The sequence below is a fragment of the Paraglaciecola sp. G1-13 genome (assembly GCF_055809255.1).
On record NZ_CM147903.1, the window covers coordinates 5,132,660 to 5,149,187 of the forward strand.

The 16,528-nt window shown below is 44.2% G+C and carries 20 protein-coding genes; 12 read left to right on the forward strand and 8 right to left on the reverse strand.

Annotated elements, in window-relative coordinates; translation table 11 throughout:
• The first annotated feature begins 65 nt into the window (after positions 1-65).
• From gmk to AC0L6N_RS21925, 10 genes are all read left to right on the forward strand, one after another.
• Complete coding sequence (gene gmk, locus AC0L6N_RS21880; RefSeq protein ID WP_473477690.1) at positions 66-713, forward strand: guanylate kinase; 648 nt, start codon at positions 66-68, stop codon at positions 711-713.
• A gap of 104 nt (positions 714-817) precedes the next feature.
• Positions 818-1,090 (forward strand): DNA-directed RNA polymerase subunit omega, encoded by a 273-nt coding sequence (gene rpoZ / locus AC0L6N_RS21885; RefSeq protein WP_011573277.1) that lies wholly within the window; start codon positions 818-820, stop codon positions 1,088-1,090.
• Positions 1,091-1,230: 140 nt separating this feature from the next.
• On the forward strand, positions 1,231-3,360 hold the full coding sequence (spoT, locus tag AC0L6N_RS21890; RefSeq protein WP_473477693.1) for a bifunctional GTP diphosphokinase/guanosine-3',5'-bis pyrophosphate 3'-pyrophosphohydrolase: 2,130 nt from the start codon (positions 1,231-1,233) through the stop codon (positions 3,358-3,360).
• A gap of 21 nt (positions 3,361-3,381) precedes the next feature.
• On the forward strand, positions 3,382-3,768 hold the full coding sequence (locus tag AC0L6N_RS21895) for a RidA family protein (protein ID WP_006994679.1): 387 nt from the start codon (positions 3,382-3,384) through the stop codon (positions 3,766-3,768).
• A 193-nt stretch (positions 3,769-3,961) separates the two neighbouring features.
• Positions 3,962-4,714, forward strand: coding sequence for a tRNA (guanosine(18)-2'-O)-methyltransferase TrmH (trmH, locus tag AC0L6N_RS21900; RefSeq protein ID WP_473481417.1), 753 nt, complete (start codon positions 3,962-3,964; stop codon positions 4,712-4,714).
• A 36-nt stretch (positions 4,715-4,750) separates the two neighbouring features.
• Positions 4,751-5,395 (forward strand): peroxiredoxin-like family protein, encoded by a 645-nt coding sequence (locus AC0L6N_RS21905; RefSeq protein ID WP_473477695.1) that lies wholly within the window; start codon positions 4,751-4,753, stop codon positions 5,393-5,395.
• A 202-nt stretch (positions 5,396-5,597) separates the two neighbouring features.
• Entirely contained in the window at positions 5,598-7,673 is a 2,076-nt protein-coding gene (recG, locus tag AC0L6N_RS21910; protein WP_473477698.1) for an ATP-dependent DNA helicase RecG, read from the forward strand.
• Positions 7,666-8,514, forward strand: a complete 849-nt coding sequence (locus AC0L6N_RS21915) for a class I SAM-dependent methyltransferase (RefSeq protein ID WP_473477701.1) — start codon at positions 7,666-7,668, stop codon at positions 8,512-8,514. Before recG ends, AC0L6N_RS21915 begins: the two co-directional genes overlap by 8 nt.
• A gap of 50 nt (positions 8,515-8,564) precedes the next feature.
• The gene (locus tag AC0L6N_RS21920) at positions 8,565-8,960 is read left to right on the forward strand and encodes a VOC family protein (protein WP_473477704.1); all 396 of its coding nucleotides are present in this window, start codon (positions 8,565-8,567) and stop codon (positions 8,958-8,960) included.
• Positions 8,961-8,996: 36 nt separating this feature from the next.
• Positions 8,997-9,476, forward strand: coding sequence for a redoxin family protein (locus AC0L6N_RS21925; protein WP_473477707.1), 480 nt, complete (start codon positions 8,997-8,999; stop codon positions 9,474-9,476).
• A gap of 39 nt (positions 9,477-9,515) precedes the next feature.
• On the opposite strand, the gene AC0L6N_RS21930 is transcribed toward AC0L6N_RS21925, so the two are convergent.
• Positions 9,516-11,102 (reverse strand): hypothetical protein, encoded by a 1,587-nt coding sequence (locus AC0L6N_RS21930; RefSeq protein WP_473477709.1) that lies wholly within the window; start codon positions 11,100-11,102, stop codon positions 9,516-9,518.
• A gap of 1 nt (position 11,103) precedes the next feature.
• Positions 11,104-12,015, reverse strand: a complete 912-nt coding sequence (locus tag AC0L6N_RS21935; RefSeq protein ID WP_473477711.1) for an ATP-binding cassette domain-containing protein — start codon at positions 12,013-12,015, stop codon at positions 11,104-11,106.
• 223 nt (positions 12,016-12,238) lie between these two features.
• Here AC0L6N_RS21935 and AC0L6N_RS21940 point away from each other — a divergent pair, with 223 nt between their 5' ends.
• On the forward strand, positions 12,239-12,985 hold the full coding sequence (locus AC0L6N_RS21940; protein ID WP_011573287.1) for a helix-turn-helix transcriptional regulator: 747 nt from the start codon (positions 12,239-12,241) through the stop codon (positions 12,983-12,985).
• Here the strand turns inward: AC0L6N_RS21940 and AC0L6N_RS21945 are convergent.
• Positions 12,982-13,929, reverse strand: coding sequence for a hypothetical protein (locus AC0L6N_RS21945; protein WP_473477714.1), 948 nt, complete (start codon positions 13,927-13,929; stop codon positions 12,982-12,984). The genes AC0L6N_RS21940 and AC0L6N_RS21945 overlap by 4 nt on opposite strands.
• A gap of 228 nt (positions 13,930-14,157) precedes the next feature.
• Here AC0L6N_RS21945 and AC0L6N_RS21950 point away from each other — a divergent pair, with 228 nt between their 5' ends.
• Positions 14,158-14,751 (forward strand): acyl-homoserine-lactone synthase, encoded by a 594-nt coding sequence (locus tag AC0L6N_RS21950; protein ID WP_473477717.1) that lies wholly within the window; start codon positions 14,158-14,160, stop codon positions 14,749-14,751.
• Positions 14,752-15,321: 570 nt separating this feature from the next.
• On the opposite strand, the gene AC0L6N_RS21955 is transcribed toward AC0L6N_RS21950, so the two are convergent.
• The 5 genes from AC0L6N_RS21955 to AC0L6N_RS21975 are packed head-to-tail and all read right to left on the reverse strand — an operon-like array spanning position 15,322 to position 16,519.
• Entirely contained in the window at positions 15,322-15,528 is a 207-nt protein-coding gene (locus AC0L6N_RS21955; RefSeq protein ID WP_011573290.1) for a hypothetical protein, read from the reverse strand.
• 48 nt (positions 15,529-15,576) lie between these two features.
• Positions 15,577-15,792, reverse strand: a complete 216-nt coding sequence (locus AC0L6N_RS21960; protein ID WP_473477719.1) for a hypothetical protein — start codon at positions 15,790-15,792, stop codon at positions 15,577-15,579.
• Between the two features lie 27 nt (positions 15,793-15,819).
• Positions 15,820-16,035, reverse strand: coding sequence for a hypothetical protein (locus AC0L6N_RS21965; RefSeq protein ID WP_473477721.1), 216 nt, complete (start codon positions 16,033-16,035; stop codon positions 15,820-15,822).
• A gap of 26 nt (positions 16,036-16,061) precedes the next feature.
• Positions 16,062-16,277: a hypothetical protein gene (locus AC0L6N_RS21970; RefSeq protein WP_473477724.1), complete on the reverse strand. Its 216-nt coding sequence runs from the start codon at positions 16,275-16,277 to the stop codon at positions 16,062-16,064.
• 26 nt (positions 16,278-16,303) lie between these two features.
• Positions 16,304-16,519, reverse strand: coding sequence for a hypothetical protein (locus tag AC0L6N_RS21975; RefSeq protein ID WP_011573295.1), 216 nt, complete (start codon positions 16,517-16,519; stop codon positions 16,304-16,306).
• Between the last annotated feature and the right edge of the window lie 9 nt (positions 16,520-16,528).

The following is a 16,528-nucleotide window of genomic DNA, read 5'->3' on the forward strand; positions in this document are numbered from 1 at the left end:
ATATGCTAACATTGCATAGAAATCTCAACACTCACTTTATCTACTTACTTGACTGAAAATCTTCTATGCCACAATCACTCGGAAATTTATTTATACTTGCCGCGCCTTCAGGGGCAGGTAAATCTAGCTTAATCAAAGCGTTACTGCAAAACCATGATGCGACAGAAATTCATAACAATGAAATGCAGGTCTCGGTTTCACACACCACGCGAGCACCGCGCCCGGGTGAAATAGACGGTGTACATTATCATTTTGTCAGCCGAGAGGTATTTCAAGAGCTGATCACTCAAGATGAATTCTTCGAATGGGCAGAAGTATTTGGCAATTATTATGGCACCTCTAAAGTGGTCATTGAGCAAACCTTGCGCAAGGGGATAGATGTGTTTTTGGATATTGATTGGCAAGGCGCGCGCCAAGTCAAAGCACAAATCCCTGACACCGCGACGATTTTCGTTGCTCCGCCTTCACGAGAAGAATTAATGCGCCGTTTGACCGAAAGAGGCCAAGACACCCCTGAAGTGATTCAAGATCGTATGAACAAAGCGGTCTCAGAGATATCGCACTACCATGAGTTTGATTATATTGTGGTCAACGACGACTTTACTGCTGCATTAGCAGAGCTGGACGCGATTGTCTCGAGTCGCCGTTTACGCAAAGAAAAGCAGGTTATGCGTCACCAAAGTTTGTTTGAAAATTTACTGGCAAGCGACTAGCACAAAAATTCAACGCTTAGATCGTGAAAGATCTTTGCTAATGACAGGTTTGCAAGTACACTATGCGACCTTTTTTAAAACATAGCTACACGACGGAGATCAAAATGGCTCGCGTAACAGTTGAAGATGCCGTAGATAAAATTGGCAATCGGTTTGATTTGGTTTTAGTCGCAGCACGCCGCGCAAGACAACTTGCGATTGAAGGTAAAGTTGCACATGTATCAGTAGGTACTGATAAGCCTACAGTTGTAGCATTACGTGAAATCGAAGAAGGTCACGTAACCGCATCTACTCTAGATGCAGAAAACTTGCGTGACCAACATGCACAAGACCAAGCTCAGTTTGAGTCTGTAGCAAATATCCTTCAAGAACAGTAGTCCTAGGGCATAAGTCCGCGGACACTCACCGAAGAAAAGCCTGATCCTAGCGGCAGAACATCAAATTGATGTTTTAGCCGTTGGCTTAGCGCCCATTTCACCGTATCCTTAAACTTTTCACCGTTTGAGACTAACAGCACTTGTATCTTTTTGAGGGTTTAAAACAAAAGCTTGAGGCCTACCTCCCACCGGACAAGGTAGCGGAAACTCAACGTGCGTTTGTGGTAGCCCAAGAAGCCCATGATGGGCAGATGCGTTCCAGTGGCGACCCATACATTACTCACCCCGTAGCCGTGGCTGGCATTTTGGCGGACATGCGTCTTGACCATGAAACGCTAATGGCTGCATTGCTGCACGATGTCATCGAAGACACCCATCACAACAAAGAATCCCTGAGCGAACAGTTTGGTGAGACGGTTGGTGAGTTAGTCGAGGGCGTTAGTAAGCTCGAAAAGATTCATTTTAGTAGTAAGCAAGAAGCGCAAATCGAGAACTTTCGTAAGATGCTCATGGCTATGGTACAAGATATTCGCGTTATCTTGATCAAGCTGGCAGACCGCACACACAACATGCGCACCCTCGGTTCTTTACGTCCTGACAAACGTCGTCGTATTGCCCGTGAAACACTCGAAATTTACTCGCCTATTGCCCACCGTTTGGGTATCCACGATATCAAAAATGAGCTTGAGGATTTAGGGTTTCAGGCTATGTATCCCATGCGCCACCGCGCATTGAAAGCAGCGGTTAAACAGGCGAGGGGTAATCGTAAAGAAATTATCGAAAATATTCATAAAGAAGTGGAAACCCGTTTAGCGGCATTCGGTATGAACGCGTTGACCATTGGCCGTGAAAAACATCTGTACTCAATTTATCGCAAGATGAAAAACAAAGAGTTGATGTTCAACGAAGTCATGGACATCTATGCATTTCGCGTAGTGGTTGACAGTGCTGATAATTGCTATCGAGCGCTGGGCGCTATGCATGGCTTGTATAAACCCATTGAAGGGCGCTTTAAAGATTACGTGGCTATACCGCGTACCAATGGCTATCAGTCATTGCATACGTCTTTGATTGGCCCTCACGGTATTCCAGTAGAAATTCAAATTCGCACCGCCGAAATGGACAAAATGGCCGATATCGGTGTGGCTGCGCATTGGATGTACAAAGACGATTCAGAGTCCAGCGATACCACAGCACAAGTACGCGCCCGTAAATGGATGCAGTCACTTATTGAGTTACAACAAAGTGCTAGCTCTTCGTTTGAATTTATCGAAAACGTAAAAACTGATTTATTCCCAGATGAGATTTACGTGTTTACCCCAGATGGGCGCATCATTGAACTTCCGCTCGGCGCAACCGCGGTCGACTTTGCTTATGCAGTGCACACAGGTGTAGGCAATACCTGCGTTGGGGTGAAAGTCGAAAGACGCACATACTCGTTAAGTAAACCACTTGAAAACGGCCAAACCGTCGAAATCATTACCTCACCCAGAGCGAAACCCAACGCAAGTTGGCTGAACTTTGTGGTCAGTGCTAGAGCGCGCTCGCATATTCGCCATTACCTAAAACATCAGCGCTCCGAAGAAGCATTCAGCATGGGAAATCGTTTATTACGCCATGCGCTGGGTAAAACCAAATTAGATGAAATTCCGCAAGCGGACATCGACCGAGTGATAGAGGAAACAAAACACGCTGATTTTAACGCTTTGGTGGCGGATATCGGCCTAGGCAATGAACTCAGCGCCATCGTCGCTAGGCGTTTACTCGGTGAAGCGGCAGAAATTCCAGACAGTGGTCGCAACGTTGCTATTCGAGGCACTGAAGGGCTATTGGTATCTTATTCACGCTGTTGTCACCCCATCCCAGGGGATGAAATTGTGGCTGTGCTTAGCCCAGGTCGCGGCATGATGATTCACCAAGCGGGTTGCAGTAACATTCGTAAACTGAGTAAAGAAGAGCCCCAGCGGGTGCTTGTTATGAAGTGGGATGATGAACCTCAAGGTGAATTTAAAGCTGCGCTGCGAATAGAATTAATAAATCATCAAGGGACGCTCGCCAATTTAACCAATAATGTGGCTTCGTGCGGCTCTAATATCGTCGGTTTACAAACCGAAGAAAAAGAAAGCGGTATCTATTACATTGATATAGAACTGACCATCACAGATCGTATTCAGCTCGCTGATGTCATGCGAAAAATTCGCATCATGCCCGAAGTTCAAAGGGTTTCAAGGCACAGCCAATCTAAGCAGAATAAATCACCTAACGTATAAACTTTAAAAGGTAAGCATATTATGTCTAAGTCTGTTATTCATACTGACAAGGCTCCACAAGCTATTGGTACTTACAGCCAAGCGATTAAATCTGGCACTACTGTGTATTTGTCTGGGCAAATCCCTCTTGTGGCGGAAACCATGGAAATGATCTCTGACGATTTCGCCGAGCAAGCTGAACAAGTATTTAAAAACGTTCAAGCCGTTTGCCAAGCAGCAGGTGGTAGCACCAATGATTTGGCTAAAGTGAATATCTTCTTAACGGATTTATCTAACTTCGCCACTGTGAACGAAATCATGAGCAAGCATTTCAAGCAACCTTACCCTGCGCGCGCTGCTATCGGCGTGAAAGAATTGCCTAAAGGTGCTCAAATTGAAATCGATGGTGTGATGGAATTACCTGAGTAATATCAGGTATTACCTACAGCAACATTCACTCTAAAATACAGGTGGCGTTTTAGCGCCGCATTGCGCACGGGGAGTCCAAATGGCCGTGCGCTGATCAAAAGATGCTAGCCTACTCGGCACGCTTCGTCGCGGGCAACAGGGCTATATAGCATCAATAAGAAAAAGAATATAAACCATGACTGCTATAGCCCCCATGTCAGTAGAGCGTTATCAGCGCATTCGTAAGTTATTAAGTACCCGCCAGCCATCCTTAACGGTTTGTTTAGAACAAGTTCATAAACCACACAATGTATCTGCTGTTTTGCGCAGCTGTGACGCAGTGGGGATCAATCGTATTCATGGCGTATGGGATCAAAAAACCAAGATACGCAAAGGCACCGCTATGGGGTCAGAGCATTGGGTTAAAACCGAGATGCACACCAGTATTGGCGATGCTGTTAGCGTATTAAAACAACAAAACATGCAAGTGTTGGTCACTCATTTATCTGATGATTCAGTGGATTTCAGGGACATAGACTACACCCAGCCCACGGCCATTATTCTCGGCCAAGAGAAGCACGGTGCTACCGAAGAAGCGATTGCCCTAGCTGACAAAAACATCGTCATTCCGATGGTCGGTATGGTGCAGTCATTGAACGTTTCGGTGGCTGCTGCTGTGGTGTTATACGAAGCTCAGCGTCAGCGAGAAGTGGCTGGTATGTACAACAGCCTTCAACTGAGCGAAGAAGAGTGTCAGCGTGTTCTATTTGAAGGCGGGTTTCCTGTGTTATCAAACGTGTGTCGAAACAAAGGCCTCGATTACCCACATATTGATGAAGGCGGCAACATAGTGGCTGATGCAAGCTGGTGGCAGAAAATGCAAACCACCGCAAAAGCGATGCGCCAACTAGAACAAGAAGCCATTAGCGAGATAGAATACGAGAAAAGCCATAGAGGTAATCGTTAAGTACACACGATTGTTACCCCGACAAAGGATTTCAAAATGATGACTAATATAAAAGCGACAATCGGTTGTTTACTTCTTTTACTCGCTGTTCTTTCCTCGCCTGTGTTAGCGTTTGAGCGCACTACCATTGCTGAAGATGCTCAAGATGTCACCCCATTGCTAGTCGGCCATTCTGCCCCAAACACCAAATTACAAACCGCTGATGGCGCGCCAGTCAGCTTGAAAGCTATCACTATGCAAAAGCCCACTGTGTTAATTTTTTATCGTGGTGGCTGGTGTCCTTACTGTAATCGTCAGTTGGCTGGACTAAAAGACATTGAAAAATCTCTGGATGATTTGGGTTATCAAATATTAGCGATATCCCCTGAAACGCCAGCGCAACTGCAAGCTCAAAAACTGCAAAGCAAATTTACCGTACAGTTACTTTCTGATAGCAAGCTAGAGACCATACGCGGTTTTGGTATTGGTTATTATGTGCCTGAAGACAAAACCGCTCAGTACAAAGAAAAGAAAGGCATAGAGTTAAATGCACCAGCTAAAGCAGGGCGGGGTGTATTACCAGCACCAGCTGTGTTTATTCTAGATGAACAGGGGGTGATCAAATTCAGTTACGTGAACCCTGACTACAAACAACGATTGTCGCCTGAATTGCTTTATCAAGCGGCTAAGTATTCGCTTTAACACTCGATGCGCGAAGTGCGGAGTAAAGATAGGCACAAATGGTGTTGAGTTCTTGCCCCAATTGAGTAAATCGTGAAGTATAATAAATAACTCAGCGATATTTTGTATCTGATTTACTTGAAGGGCAGGCGGCTATTTCTTTGTTATCTATTGTGCTTTTAATCACTTTCCCTAATCGGCTCACGCAAGGTTCGGACTCTCGATGTTAGGGCTAGCCCAGACGCCAGTCACCCAGCTAAAAGGGGTTGGCAGCAAAGTCGCTGAAAAGTTGGTTAAGCTTGGCCTGCAATCAGTGCAGGACTTGTTATTTCACTTGCCCCATCGTTACGAAGATCGCACCCGCATTTATCCCATCGCTGAGCTAATGCCGCATTTGCATACCAGTGTCGAAGGCGAAGTTATGTCTAGCGATGTGCAGTTTGGCCGTAAACGCATGCTAATAGTGCGGATCAGCGACGGCACAGGCACCATCACATTACGCTTTTTTCATTTTTCAGCGGCGCAAAAAAACAGCTTAGAAAACGGTACGCGCATTCGTTGTTTCGGTGAGGTACGTGCGGGCAAATATGGCCTAGAGATCATGCACCCAGAATATAAAACCCTTAGTGCAGATTCCAACGCCCAGTTGGCTGAATCTTTAACGCCAGTTTATCCCTCTACTGAGGGCGTCAAACAAATTACCTTGCGTAATTTGACCGAGCAAGCCCTCACATTGCTTGATAAAGGCGGTTTAGCTGAATTGCTACCTGAAGATGTTTATCAGCAGCAAGTCGGTTTGATTGAAGCTTTACACTTGGTACACAGGCCTCCACCTGATGTGACGTTGGCTTTACTTGAGGAAGGTAAGCACCCCGCTCAGCAGCGTTTAGCGCTAGAAGAGCTATTGGCCCATCACTTAAGTGTGCTTAAAGTACGCCAGCAAAGTCAGTTGCAAAAAGGCTTTGCTATCACCCCAAGTGAGCCCCTGCTGAAACAGCTACTCGATAGCTTGCCATTTGATTTAACGGGTGCCCAGCAACGTGTTATCAACGACATTCAACACGATATGCAGCGCCCAACCCCCATGATGCGTTTAGTGCAAGGGGACGTAGGGTCAGGTAAAACACTGGTCGCTGCCATGGCTGCGCTATCAGCCATCAGTGCAGGCTACCAAGTGGTTATGATGGCGCCTACTGAGCTGCTGGCAGAACAACATATGAACAATTTTCAAGGTTGGTTTGCTCCCCTAGGTATCGAGGTCGGCTGGCTGGCCGGTAAGTTAAAAGGTAAAGCTCGCAACGAAACCCTGGAAAATTTAGCCAGCGGTAAGTTGCAGTTACTGGTAGGCACCCACGCTGTGTTTCAAGAGACCGTACAATACCAATCCTTGGCACTGGTCATTGTGGACGAGCAACACAGATTCGGGGTGCATCAGCGCTTGGCATTGCGTGAAAAAGGCGTGCAGCAGGGGGCGTTTCCTCATCAGTTGATCATGACTGCAACGCCCATTCCACGCACACTAGCGATGACAGCCTATGCAGATCTAGACACTTCGGTAATCGACGAGCTACCGCCCGGACGCACGCCTATTACCACTGTGGTATTGCCCGAAACGAGACGCATAGAAGTGGTTGAACGGGTGCGCTTGGCGACTGTAGAGCAAGGCAGGCAAACCTATTGGGTATGCACCCTGATTGAAGAATCAGAAGTGTTGCAGTCTCAAGCGGCAGAAGAAACCGCTATTGCCTTAGCAACAGCCTTGCCTGAACTAAAGGTTGGTTTAGTGCACGGGCGCCTTAAAGCCGATGAAAAGCAGCGTTTAATGCAGCAATTTAAAGACGGCGAGATGGACTTATTGGTGGCTACCACCGTAATCGAGGTCGGGGTCGATGTGCCCAACGCCAGTTTGATGATCATCGAAAACCCAGAACGCTTAGGTTTAGCGCAATTACATCAACTTCGCGGGCGAGTTGGGCGAGGCTCAGTAGAAAGCCACTGCGTGTTGATGTATCAAAGCCCTTTGTCAAAGACGGCAGCAAAGCGATTAGCTGTGCTGCGTGAATCCCATGATGGTTTTTATATTGCCCAACAAGATTTAGAGATACGTGGCCCAGGTGAACTGTTGGGTACCAAGCAAACTGGCTTGGCTGACTTGCGTATCGCTGATTTGGTGCGTGACGCCGAGCTTATTCCTCAGGTACAAACCTTGTCTGTAAAATTATGGGAACAACATCCTGCAAATGCACAAGCCATTATTAATCGCTGGTTAGGTCACAAAGAGCATTTTGGTCATGCCTGATAATTCTTACATCAACGCGGTGACTCATACCGTTGCAAAATCGCCGGTCACAGCACCTGTAAAGATGGTTCCTGTAGTCACTGTGCCAGAAAACGCCAGCCACGAACTTGTTGAAAAAGCTAAAAACTTAGCATCTGTGTGGCAATTGAACTTCGATGGTAATGTCAGGCGTGGCTTAGTGTTGATGCAAAGCGAAGCGCATTTAGCGTTAAAGCAATTAGATGAGCCAAAAGTAGGCGAAGTACTAGTGGACTTTGCCTCTGACGCCCTGACGTTTAGGCGACTGCACGGTGGTGGTAAAAAAGAAGCCGTCGCCAAAGCGGTTGGTTTAAAAGGGCAGAGCGAATGGAGAGTTCTAGATGCCACTGCAGGCCTTGGGCGAGATGCGTTCGTGCTCGCAAGCCTAGGGTGCAGGGTTGATATGATTGAGCGCTCCCCAGTGGTAGCCGCCTTGTTAGCAGATGGACTTGAGCGAGCACACCACAGTGCAGAGCTAAGTGCTTGGCTGCCCCAACGAATGCGCTTACATCATGGCATCGCCGTTGATTTAATGGCGAACTGGTGTAACGAACCAGCAAATCTTGCTCCCGATGTGGTGTACCTTGACCCTATGTTCCCGCATCGTAAAAAAAGTGCTGCAGTGAAAAAAGAAATGCGCCTTTTTCAGCAGTTGCTTGGTCCTGACGAAGACGCCGATGGGCTGCTCGCCCCCGCACTCGCGTTAGCCAAAAAGCGCGTGGTGGTAAAACGCCCAGCTGGTGCCCCTTTTTTAGCACAGCAAAAGCCCCATATCGAAATGCAAGGCAAGGCGAATCGCTTTGATGTATATCTGATTAATTAGCGCCGAAACCGCTGTTCCTCATTTATTGGGTTTTATTTAAAAGGAATAACATGCAACAAAGCGTATGTAACGTAAGTGTATTGGTCGACGATTACGATAAAGGCATTGAGTTTTACACCCAGTCATTAGGTTTCACTTTGCTTGAGGATATTAAAAACGGTCCAGATTCTCGCTGGGTGCGGGTTGCTCCAAATAATGATGCTGGCCAGATAGGTGCCGCTTTAGTGCTGATGAAAGCGGCCGTTAACCAGCAGCAATGGGTGGGTAATCAAACAGGTGGTAGTGTGTCGTTTTTCCTGCAAACGGATGACTTTCACCGTGATTATCAAAACATGCTGCAACGCGAAGTGGTCTTTTTAGAAGAGCCAAGAGATGAGCCCTACGCCACAGTGGCAATATTCCAAGACTGTTTTGGCAACAAGTGGGATTTGCTGCAACCTAAGTAATGTCATGTCTATTACTCATTTAACCAAGGAAATATTATGATCAACGTTGGCGATACCTTACCCGAAGTGACTTTTAGCTTGCGCGAAAATGGCGAAGCTAGTAACCCCACAACCGCTGACTTATTTGCGGATAAAAAAGTGGTGTTGTTTGCTGTTCCTGGCGCATTTACACCAACTTGTTCGAATACCCATTTGCCAGGCTATATTGCTTTGGCTGACAAACTAGCGGCAAAAGGCGTTGATAGCATTATCTGTTTATCGGTGAACGATGCATTTGTGATGGAAGCCTGGGGCAAGTCACAAAACGCAGAGAACGTGACTATGCTCGCTGATGGCGGTGCTGCATTTAGCCAGGCCATTGGCCTTGCTAAAGACACAGGCACCTTCGGTGGCTTACGCTCTGGCCGTTATTCTATGCTAGTGGAAAACGGTGTCGTTAAAGCACTAAACATCGAAGCCCCTGGCAAGTTTGAAGTCAGTGATGCGCAGACTATGTTGGCGGCATTGAACGGTTAAATTCAGCTAGGTAATTGGCGCGGTGCAATAGGATTTCACCTAATTAGCACCGCTTCTTACCTCTTCAACGACTGCTTTTTTGCTTTTTCCATACAAGAAATTGCATCGCATGGTAAAGGGATTGGCATGATATCCAATGAGCAGGATAAATAAGGTTAAATTAGCCATCCATGTCGTGCTAAAGCCTTGACTGCTGGCTGTCACACCAATCAGATCACTATAAGGGGCGTGGTTGACCACGCTGGTGATCCAGCAGAACAAAAAAATCAATTGAAACATCTTTTGCGAATGTAAAATCATGCTGCACGTGACTGATCCCAATGGGAGTAGTAAGCAGTATCCCAGAAGATGAAGTACCGCTATAAAATCCCCTTCTATTGCAAACCTGATTAACGCACCCAAGCAACATAGGCCTGTAAATATGCTTGCTCCAAGCACTCGTGACAGCCTTAAGGAGAGTTGATTTCGGTAGGCTGATAAAAGCCCCGCGGTGTCAGAGCGCTCATCGCATATACTTACTTGGCAAACTGTCACCACAGGAAGGAGCCAGATAATAGCCAATATGACTGTGCGTAGAATATCGAGTGAAACCAATAAAGAAACTGAAAATAAGCACGTAGCAATCACCCAAAAGCTGCGGTTTAAAAGAGTGCTCAGCATCCCTAATTCCGCGCTTAACAGTGGGTAACGTGTATTTAGAGTAAAGAGATAATTAGTGAGCGCGAAGGAACTTGATGACGTTTTTTTCGAAGTAGAACCTGTGGTGGAACGAGTTGATTTGCTCTGATATAGGAGGTGACACGAACCATTTGCTAGCTTCAACGTGATTGCGAAAACCACTAAGCCTGATAATAGCTGTAAAATAACGGGTATGAAAACAAAGGTGTCATAATTGACCCCTTGCCAATCAAATGTTTCTTGAATGCGATTCAGCTTCGATATTCCTATCGATATATGTTGGACTTGCCCTGCGGTTAGTGAGGGGGCGGCGTGCTCCATTTGTCGGGTAAATTCGCTGTGAGCTGATAATCCAAAAATATTTAAAGTACTGAGTGACGCCCAAACGAAAAAGTAGATTAGGTTGCTATATTTACGTATTTTTTCAGGGAGAATATCAAATAATAATGCAAAGCAACTTGCCAAAATAGTGACTGGGAGTATGAGCACTAGGTAGGGCAAGAGGTACGCAGTAACATATATGGTAGTTTGCTCTTGAGCGATTAACTGTTGCAACATGGCAGCTGCTATCATCAAAGTGCCAATGATATTTAGCAGTAAAACATTGACTACAAACTTAGTGCTTAAGTACTGATTGATGGTGAAGGAAGAAGAGAGTAATAAGCTCTGCATTTGAGATGTTTTTTCTTGGGCAACAATACCTGATAGTAAGTAATACCCAAACAGCAGCAAGAACGAAGAACTGACTAATGCTACCGACTCTCCCATCCACGCCGAATTGTATATTCCCCGATAGCCATTAATATCTAAGACGGCGTATCCAGCGCTCGCATCAGGAAAAAGAAACAATGTCGTTGCTATCATGCAAAGACAAGCTAACCACCAGTTAGTTTTGTGGATCCTGTTGTATAAGTCTAATCGAACAATTCGCCAAAAATACCAGTTCATTTTAGTGCTCCTGCAAAGGGCAAGGGGCTGTAAAGAAGAGATACGCGTCTTCTAAATTGGGGGCGATAGAACTGGCACATTCATTAGGGGGAGTGTCGTGAATAACCCTTAATCGCGTTTTCTCGTCAAAAGATTGTGTATCACAAACTTTAAACAGGGTCTCAATTTGCCTCACTTCTGAGTTTTCCACCATGATGTCCCACACCTTTCCCTTCATATGCTGAAGTAAATTTTCAGGTGTGTTGAAGGCACAAACCTCTCCCCTAGCGAGTACTAAGATATTATCTGATATCGAGGCGAGGTCAGAAATGATATGGCTAGATAAAATAATAATTTTGTCTTTGGCTAATTTCTTTAGCAGGCTGCGAAAGGCAACTCGTTCATGGGGGTCTAACCCAACGGTAGGCTCATCAAAAATCAGTATGTCGGGTGCTCCAAGCAGCGCTTGTGCGATGCCGAGTCGTTGACGCATGCCACCTGAAAACGTTGAAATTTTTTGGTTTTCAAATTCATGTAAGTTGAGCGCATGTAACAATTCAGAGATATCTCGCTCTACATGCGTTCTGGCCACCTGTTTAACCGCGGCTAAATACTGCAAAAATTGTTTTGCCGTTAAATTTTCATAGACAGCAAAGTGTTGCGGCAGCAGGCCTAATCGTTGCCTGATTAAGTGCGGGCAACCTGCTACATCTTGGCCATTTAGTTGGATGCTGCCAGAGCTGGGACGCTCCAACTGCGCAATTAGCTTAAGCAGAGTCGATTTGCCGGCACCGTTCGATCCGACTAATCCAATTATGCCAGGAGTTAACGTTAAGCTTATGTTATTGAGCGCTGTTTGATTTTCGTCGTACGACTTGCTTAATTTTTGTATTTCCAGCTGAACTTGTATTTTTGGAAACCTTGCGTTTGACATATTGCATGACCTCTGTAGGTTACAGAACCCCTATTGTAGGAGCTTATGTGCTACTTCCTACTTGTTACTTTTGACAGGTTTGCAGATTAATAGTGTGATCTTTTGGTAGTTTTACTTACCATTTTTTGCTAGCTTGGTTATTAAATGAACGAGTGCTACATGCTTAATGACGCAAACGCACTCTTCGTGACTAAAATCTAAAAACATTTCCAGCAAGGAAGGGATGATGCAAGTCGAAGAATTCTACGAATTACTAGAAAGTGTAGACGAAAGTAGCTCAATTGATGCTCTAAAGGAAACTTGCGAAAGGTTCTGTCAGCTAATTGATATCCCGTTTTATTTATTGGGCGTCATCGGGCAAACATCCTCATACTCACCGACGATTAGAGTTATTTCGAATTATCCAGAGAAATGGCTCGAGTTTTACTTTAAGGAAAGTGAACAACAAAACGACCCTGTTGTTAAATACATCTTTGAAAAGCAATCTCCTATCCGCTGGGACAAACTCGTTGAGTACCAAGATTTTTCTTCTACTAAAGGTTTGCTCGTTTTCGAAAAAGCAGCGGCATATGGCTTGTACAATGGGCTAAGCATCCCTATTCGATCTACTTCTGAGAATATCGCCGTATTCAGTGTAGCGATAGATGAACGTTCCGATGCGAATAGAGTATTAGATAACGCTCAGATGTTTTGCCACACATTTGCAACGCACTTATTCGAGCGATACGTTCTGCTTGAGATAAGTGCAAGCGACGAAACAGATAGACGGGAGCTAACGAAAAGAGAACTTGAATGCCTGTTTTGGGCTTGTGAAGGTAAAACAGCCTGGGAAATTTCGCAGATAATAAATGTTTCTGAACGAACAGTTTTATTTCACTTAGGTAACTCAAACACCAAGCTAGGCGCTATTAATCGACAGCATGCTGTCGCGCTAGCGATCAAGAAGGGCATTATTAAACCAAATATCTAATTTAGGTATAAACGATGCTCACTGTTAAATTGTTGTTTAGTCATATCAGATTCAGGACGAGCGTTAAACCTTATCCCCTTACTGAAGTGATAGCTGCTGGATATTTTCCAATCGTTATTCAGTAAGTTTATCGGTTGAGTATTTTCGAGTTCGGTCTGGTGTAAGCATAGATAATAAATCATTTCGTCGACGAGGCCACTCACGATCATTTCTTTAGCTAAATCAGTGTGAACAATGATCAGTCCACAGGTCATTTTATGTTCGCACGCGTGTGCTAAAAGTTTCTTCACGTCCAGTAAACTATTGACAGTGTGATGTTGAACAGCTTTGTTAGCATTATTTTTTGTGTTGCTGACATTGAATGGCAAACAACCGGGCTCTTCAGCTACAAACTCCATATTGCTAACCAGCCTTTTTATATAGTTGATCGCTTCTATATCCTCATCAAACGTAGAGAAATCCGCTTTTCTGCCCGACAGATCAGCACACGTGATACAACTTATCCAAGGCCTTTTCTTTTGTTCGTTGGTCTGCATGGTTATAACCGTCCCGAGATCCATCAATGCATTGTTGATAGCAATAACGTTGATATTGTTAGAAAGAAAATTGGTTTTATGATTGTCACTAAACCTAAAATGAGCAGGTATACGCGGATACAGAATGTTGACGATACCTGCGTCGGTGGCACTTTTAACCAGTGCGTTACTATCCTTAATCAAAGCATTTGGAGGCAAGGACAAGTAAAGGTCTGCCCCGGCACCACTTGCCTTTATCTGACTCAGTAGCAGAGCTTCAGATTCCAGCTGAGTGCTTCCTTGAAGCTTTAGTATCTTGCCCTTAAGACAAAATAACCAAGCTGCGCCACAATAATGTGAAATAGACGCTGCTTTATCTATTACTAACGACAAACAGCGAGAACGTAAAGCAAAAATATTGTTGTTCATTGCGGTATCCACTTAACTCCATTTCGATATTTTAGCTGCTTTAAATGTTTATATATCCTGTTAGATCTAACGGTGTTTTATAAAAATACTGTCAGATACTACAGGAGAAAATTATTGGAATTAGGCTAGGGACAATGATTAAAACCCTACTGTAAAATGTGATAGCTGAATTTATTGAATTTCGTTGAATATGCTTAGTTGCAAGTTAACTAAACTAGGTTCAACACAATGAGACAAATAAAAGTAATAGATAAAAACAATAATGAATTTGGACGTAATCCAGAGTTAATTAATGATATGTTCAAATTAAGATCTGAAGTCTTTAAAGGGCGATTAGGTTGGGATGTTGAATCTGATAAAGGCTTGGAAAAAGACTTTTTTGATAACCAGCAGCCAAGTTATATTGCTATGTTGAATGAGAGCGATGATATTGTTGGTGGATGGCGTGCAATACCAACAACAAAAAGTTATATGCTAAAAGATATATTCCCAGATTTATTGAGAGGGGAGTTAGCACCTGAAGAAAAAAATATTTGGGAAATAAGTCGCTTTGCTATTAGTAAAAATAGAACAGGGAAATCTGCTCGAGTCGCAAGCGAAGATACAGCTGCTTTAGTAAGTTCATTTTATTCATTTGCGATTAAAAATGGCATTACAGATTATGTACTGGTAACAACCACCGCCTGTGAGCGAATTCTTCGGTATTTGGGCGTAAATATGCGCAGAATGGGAGATGGTCAGGCGATGCAAATTGGGGTAGAGAAATCTGTCGCCCTATGGGTTAAAGTGGACAACAATTTAAATATCAATCCTATTCATTAACATTATATATTCTATATTATTGGGCGCTCGTCTTTTGTACGTCGCCCGAACATTCATCTTTTTTACTTTCCAACTGTATTCTCATTTCCCCCGTAATAGATATCAAATATTTTAATAAATATAATCTATTGAAATGGTATTTTAGATCATTTCTCAAACTCTCTTATGCCTTATAAAAAGGGATAGGTGAACAGTGTTGCCTGTATCCTGTTAAGCGCTTGTATTGTCATTTTGAACAGGTTAATGCCGTTCCCTAGGCTACTTTAATTAATCTACAGCTGCGCAAGCGAAGCTCGACTTCATGAACATAAGCTACTGTATACAAAAAGGTGACTGAGTTAGCTACGCCTATATCATTGAAGTAACTGTGGTTTTTTAGTAAGTAAGCGTTTACTTTTTCAGCCTTTAGCGAATGATGATAAGTCAGGGTGCTGATATGTGTTTCTAAATTGAAGTGGCACAAAATATTAAAAAATTATCGTTTGCTGATATACATTCGGTGGGGAAAATAAGCGTGATGATGAGTGAAAGACTGCGCCAGGATTCAAATTACCACTGGCGCCGTATATGCTAAGCCAATGTACTTGAACTAATCAAATCAGAAGCTTGTGTAGCAGCATCCATAATTTGCGGATCGATTTTGTCATAGAGTTGATTTAACAAATCGGAGTTTGCAATCGCTGTTATATTTTCTACTTCATCTGTTTTTACAATGAAGTAATAGTTTGTCATTGAATAAAAGTGTACACCGTTTACTGAAAATGCCGAGCCTTTCATAAAGAATCCTTTTTAAATTAAGGGCGGCTTGCACCGCCAGGTCACTTATTAGCTAACAGAAACTTTGCTAGCGATGTCGTTAATGCTATTGGCTGCATGTGTCGCTGCATCAAGTAATGCAGGGTCCACTTTGTCAGCGAGTACGTTCATAAGGTCGGTGTTTACTGCGGCTGTTAAGCTGCCTAGTTCTTGCGCGTCATATACCAGTGCATAGTCAGTGAATGCGATGAAATTTACGCCTTGGGTTGCGAAGTTAAGTTGCATGGTGTTTCTCCTTTTTTTAGTGTGTTATTAGCTAACAGATACGTTGCTAGCGATGTCGTTAATGCTATTGGCTGCATGTGTCGCTGCATCAAGTAATGCAGGGTCCACTTTGTCAGCGAGTACATTCATAAGATCGGTGTTTACTGCGGCAGTTAAGTCACCTAGTTCTTGCGCGTCATATACCAGCGCATAGTCAGTGAATGCGATGAAATTTACGCCTTGGGTTGCGAAGTTAAGTTGCATGGTGTTTCTCCTTTTTTAGTGTGTGATTAGCTAACAGATACGTTGCTAGCGATGTCGTTGATGCTATTGGCTGCATGTGTCGCTGCATCAAGTAATGCAGGGTCCACTTTGTCAGCGAGTACGTTCATCAGATCGGTGTTTACTGCAGCAGTTAAGTCACCTAGCTCTTTTGCGTCGTATACCAGCGCATAGTCAGTGAATGCGATGAAATTTACGCCTTGGGTTGCGAAGTTAAGTTGCATGGTGTTTCTCCTTTTTTAGTGTGTGATTAGCTAACAGATACGTTGCTAGCGATGTCGTTAATGCTATTGGCTGCATGTGTCGCTGCATCAAGTAATGCAGGGTCCACTTTGTCAGCGAGTACATTCATAAGATCGGTGTTTACTGCGGCAGTTAAGTCACCTAGTTCTTGCGCGTCATATACCAGTGCATAGCCAGTGAATGCGATGAAATTTACGCCTTGGGTTGCGAAGTTAAGTTGCATGGTGTTTCT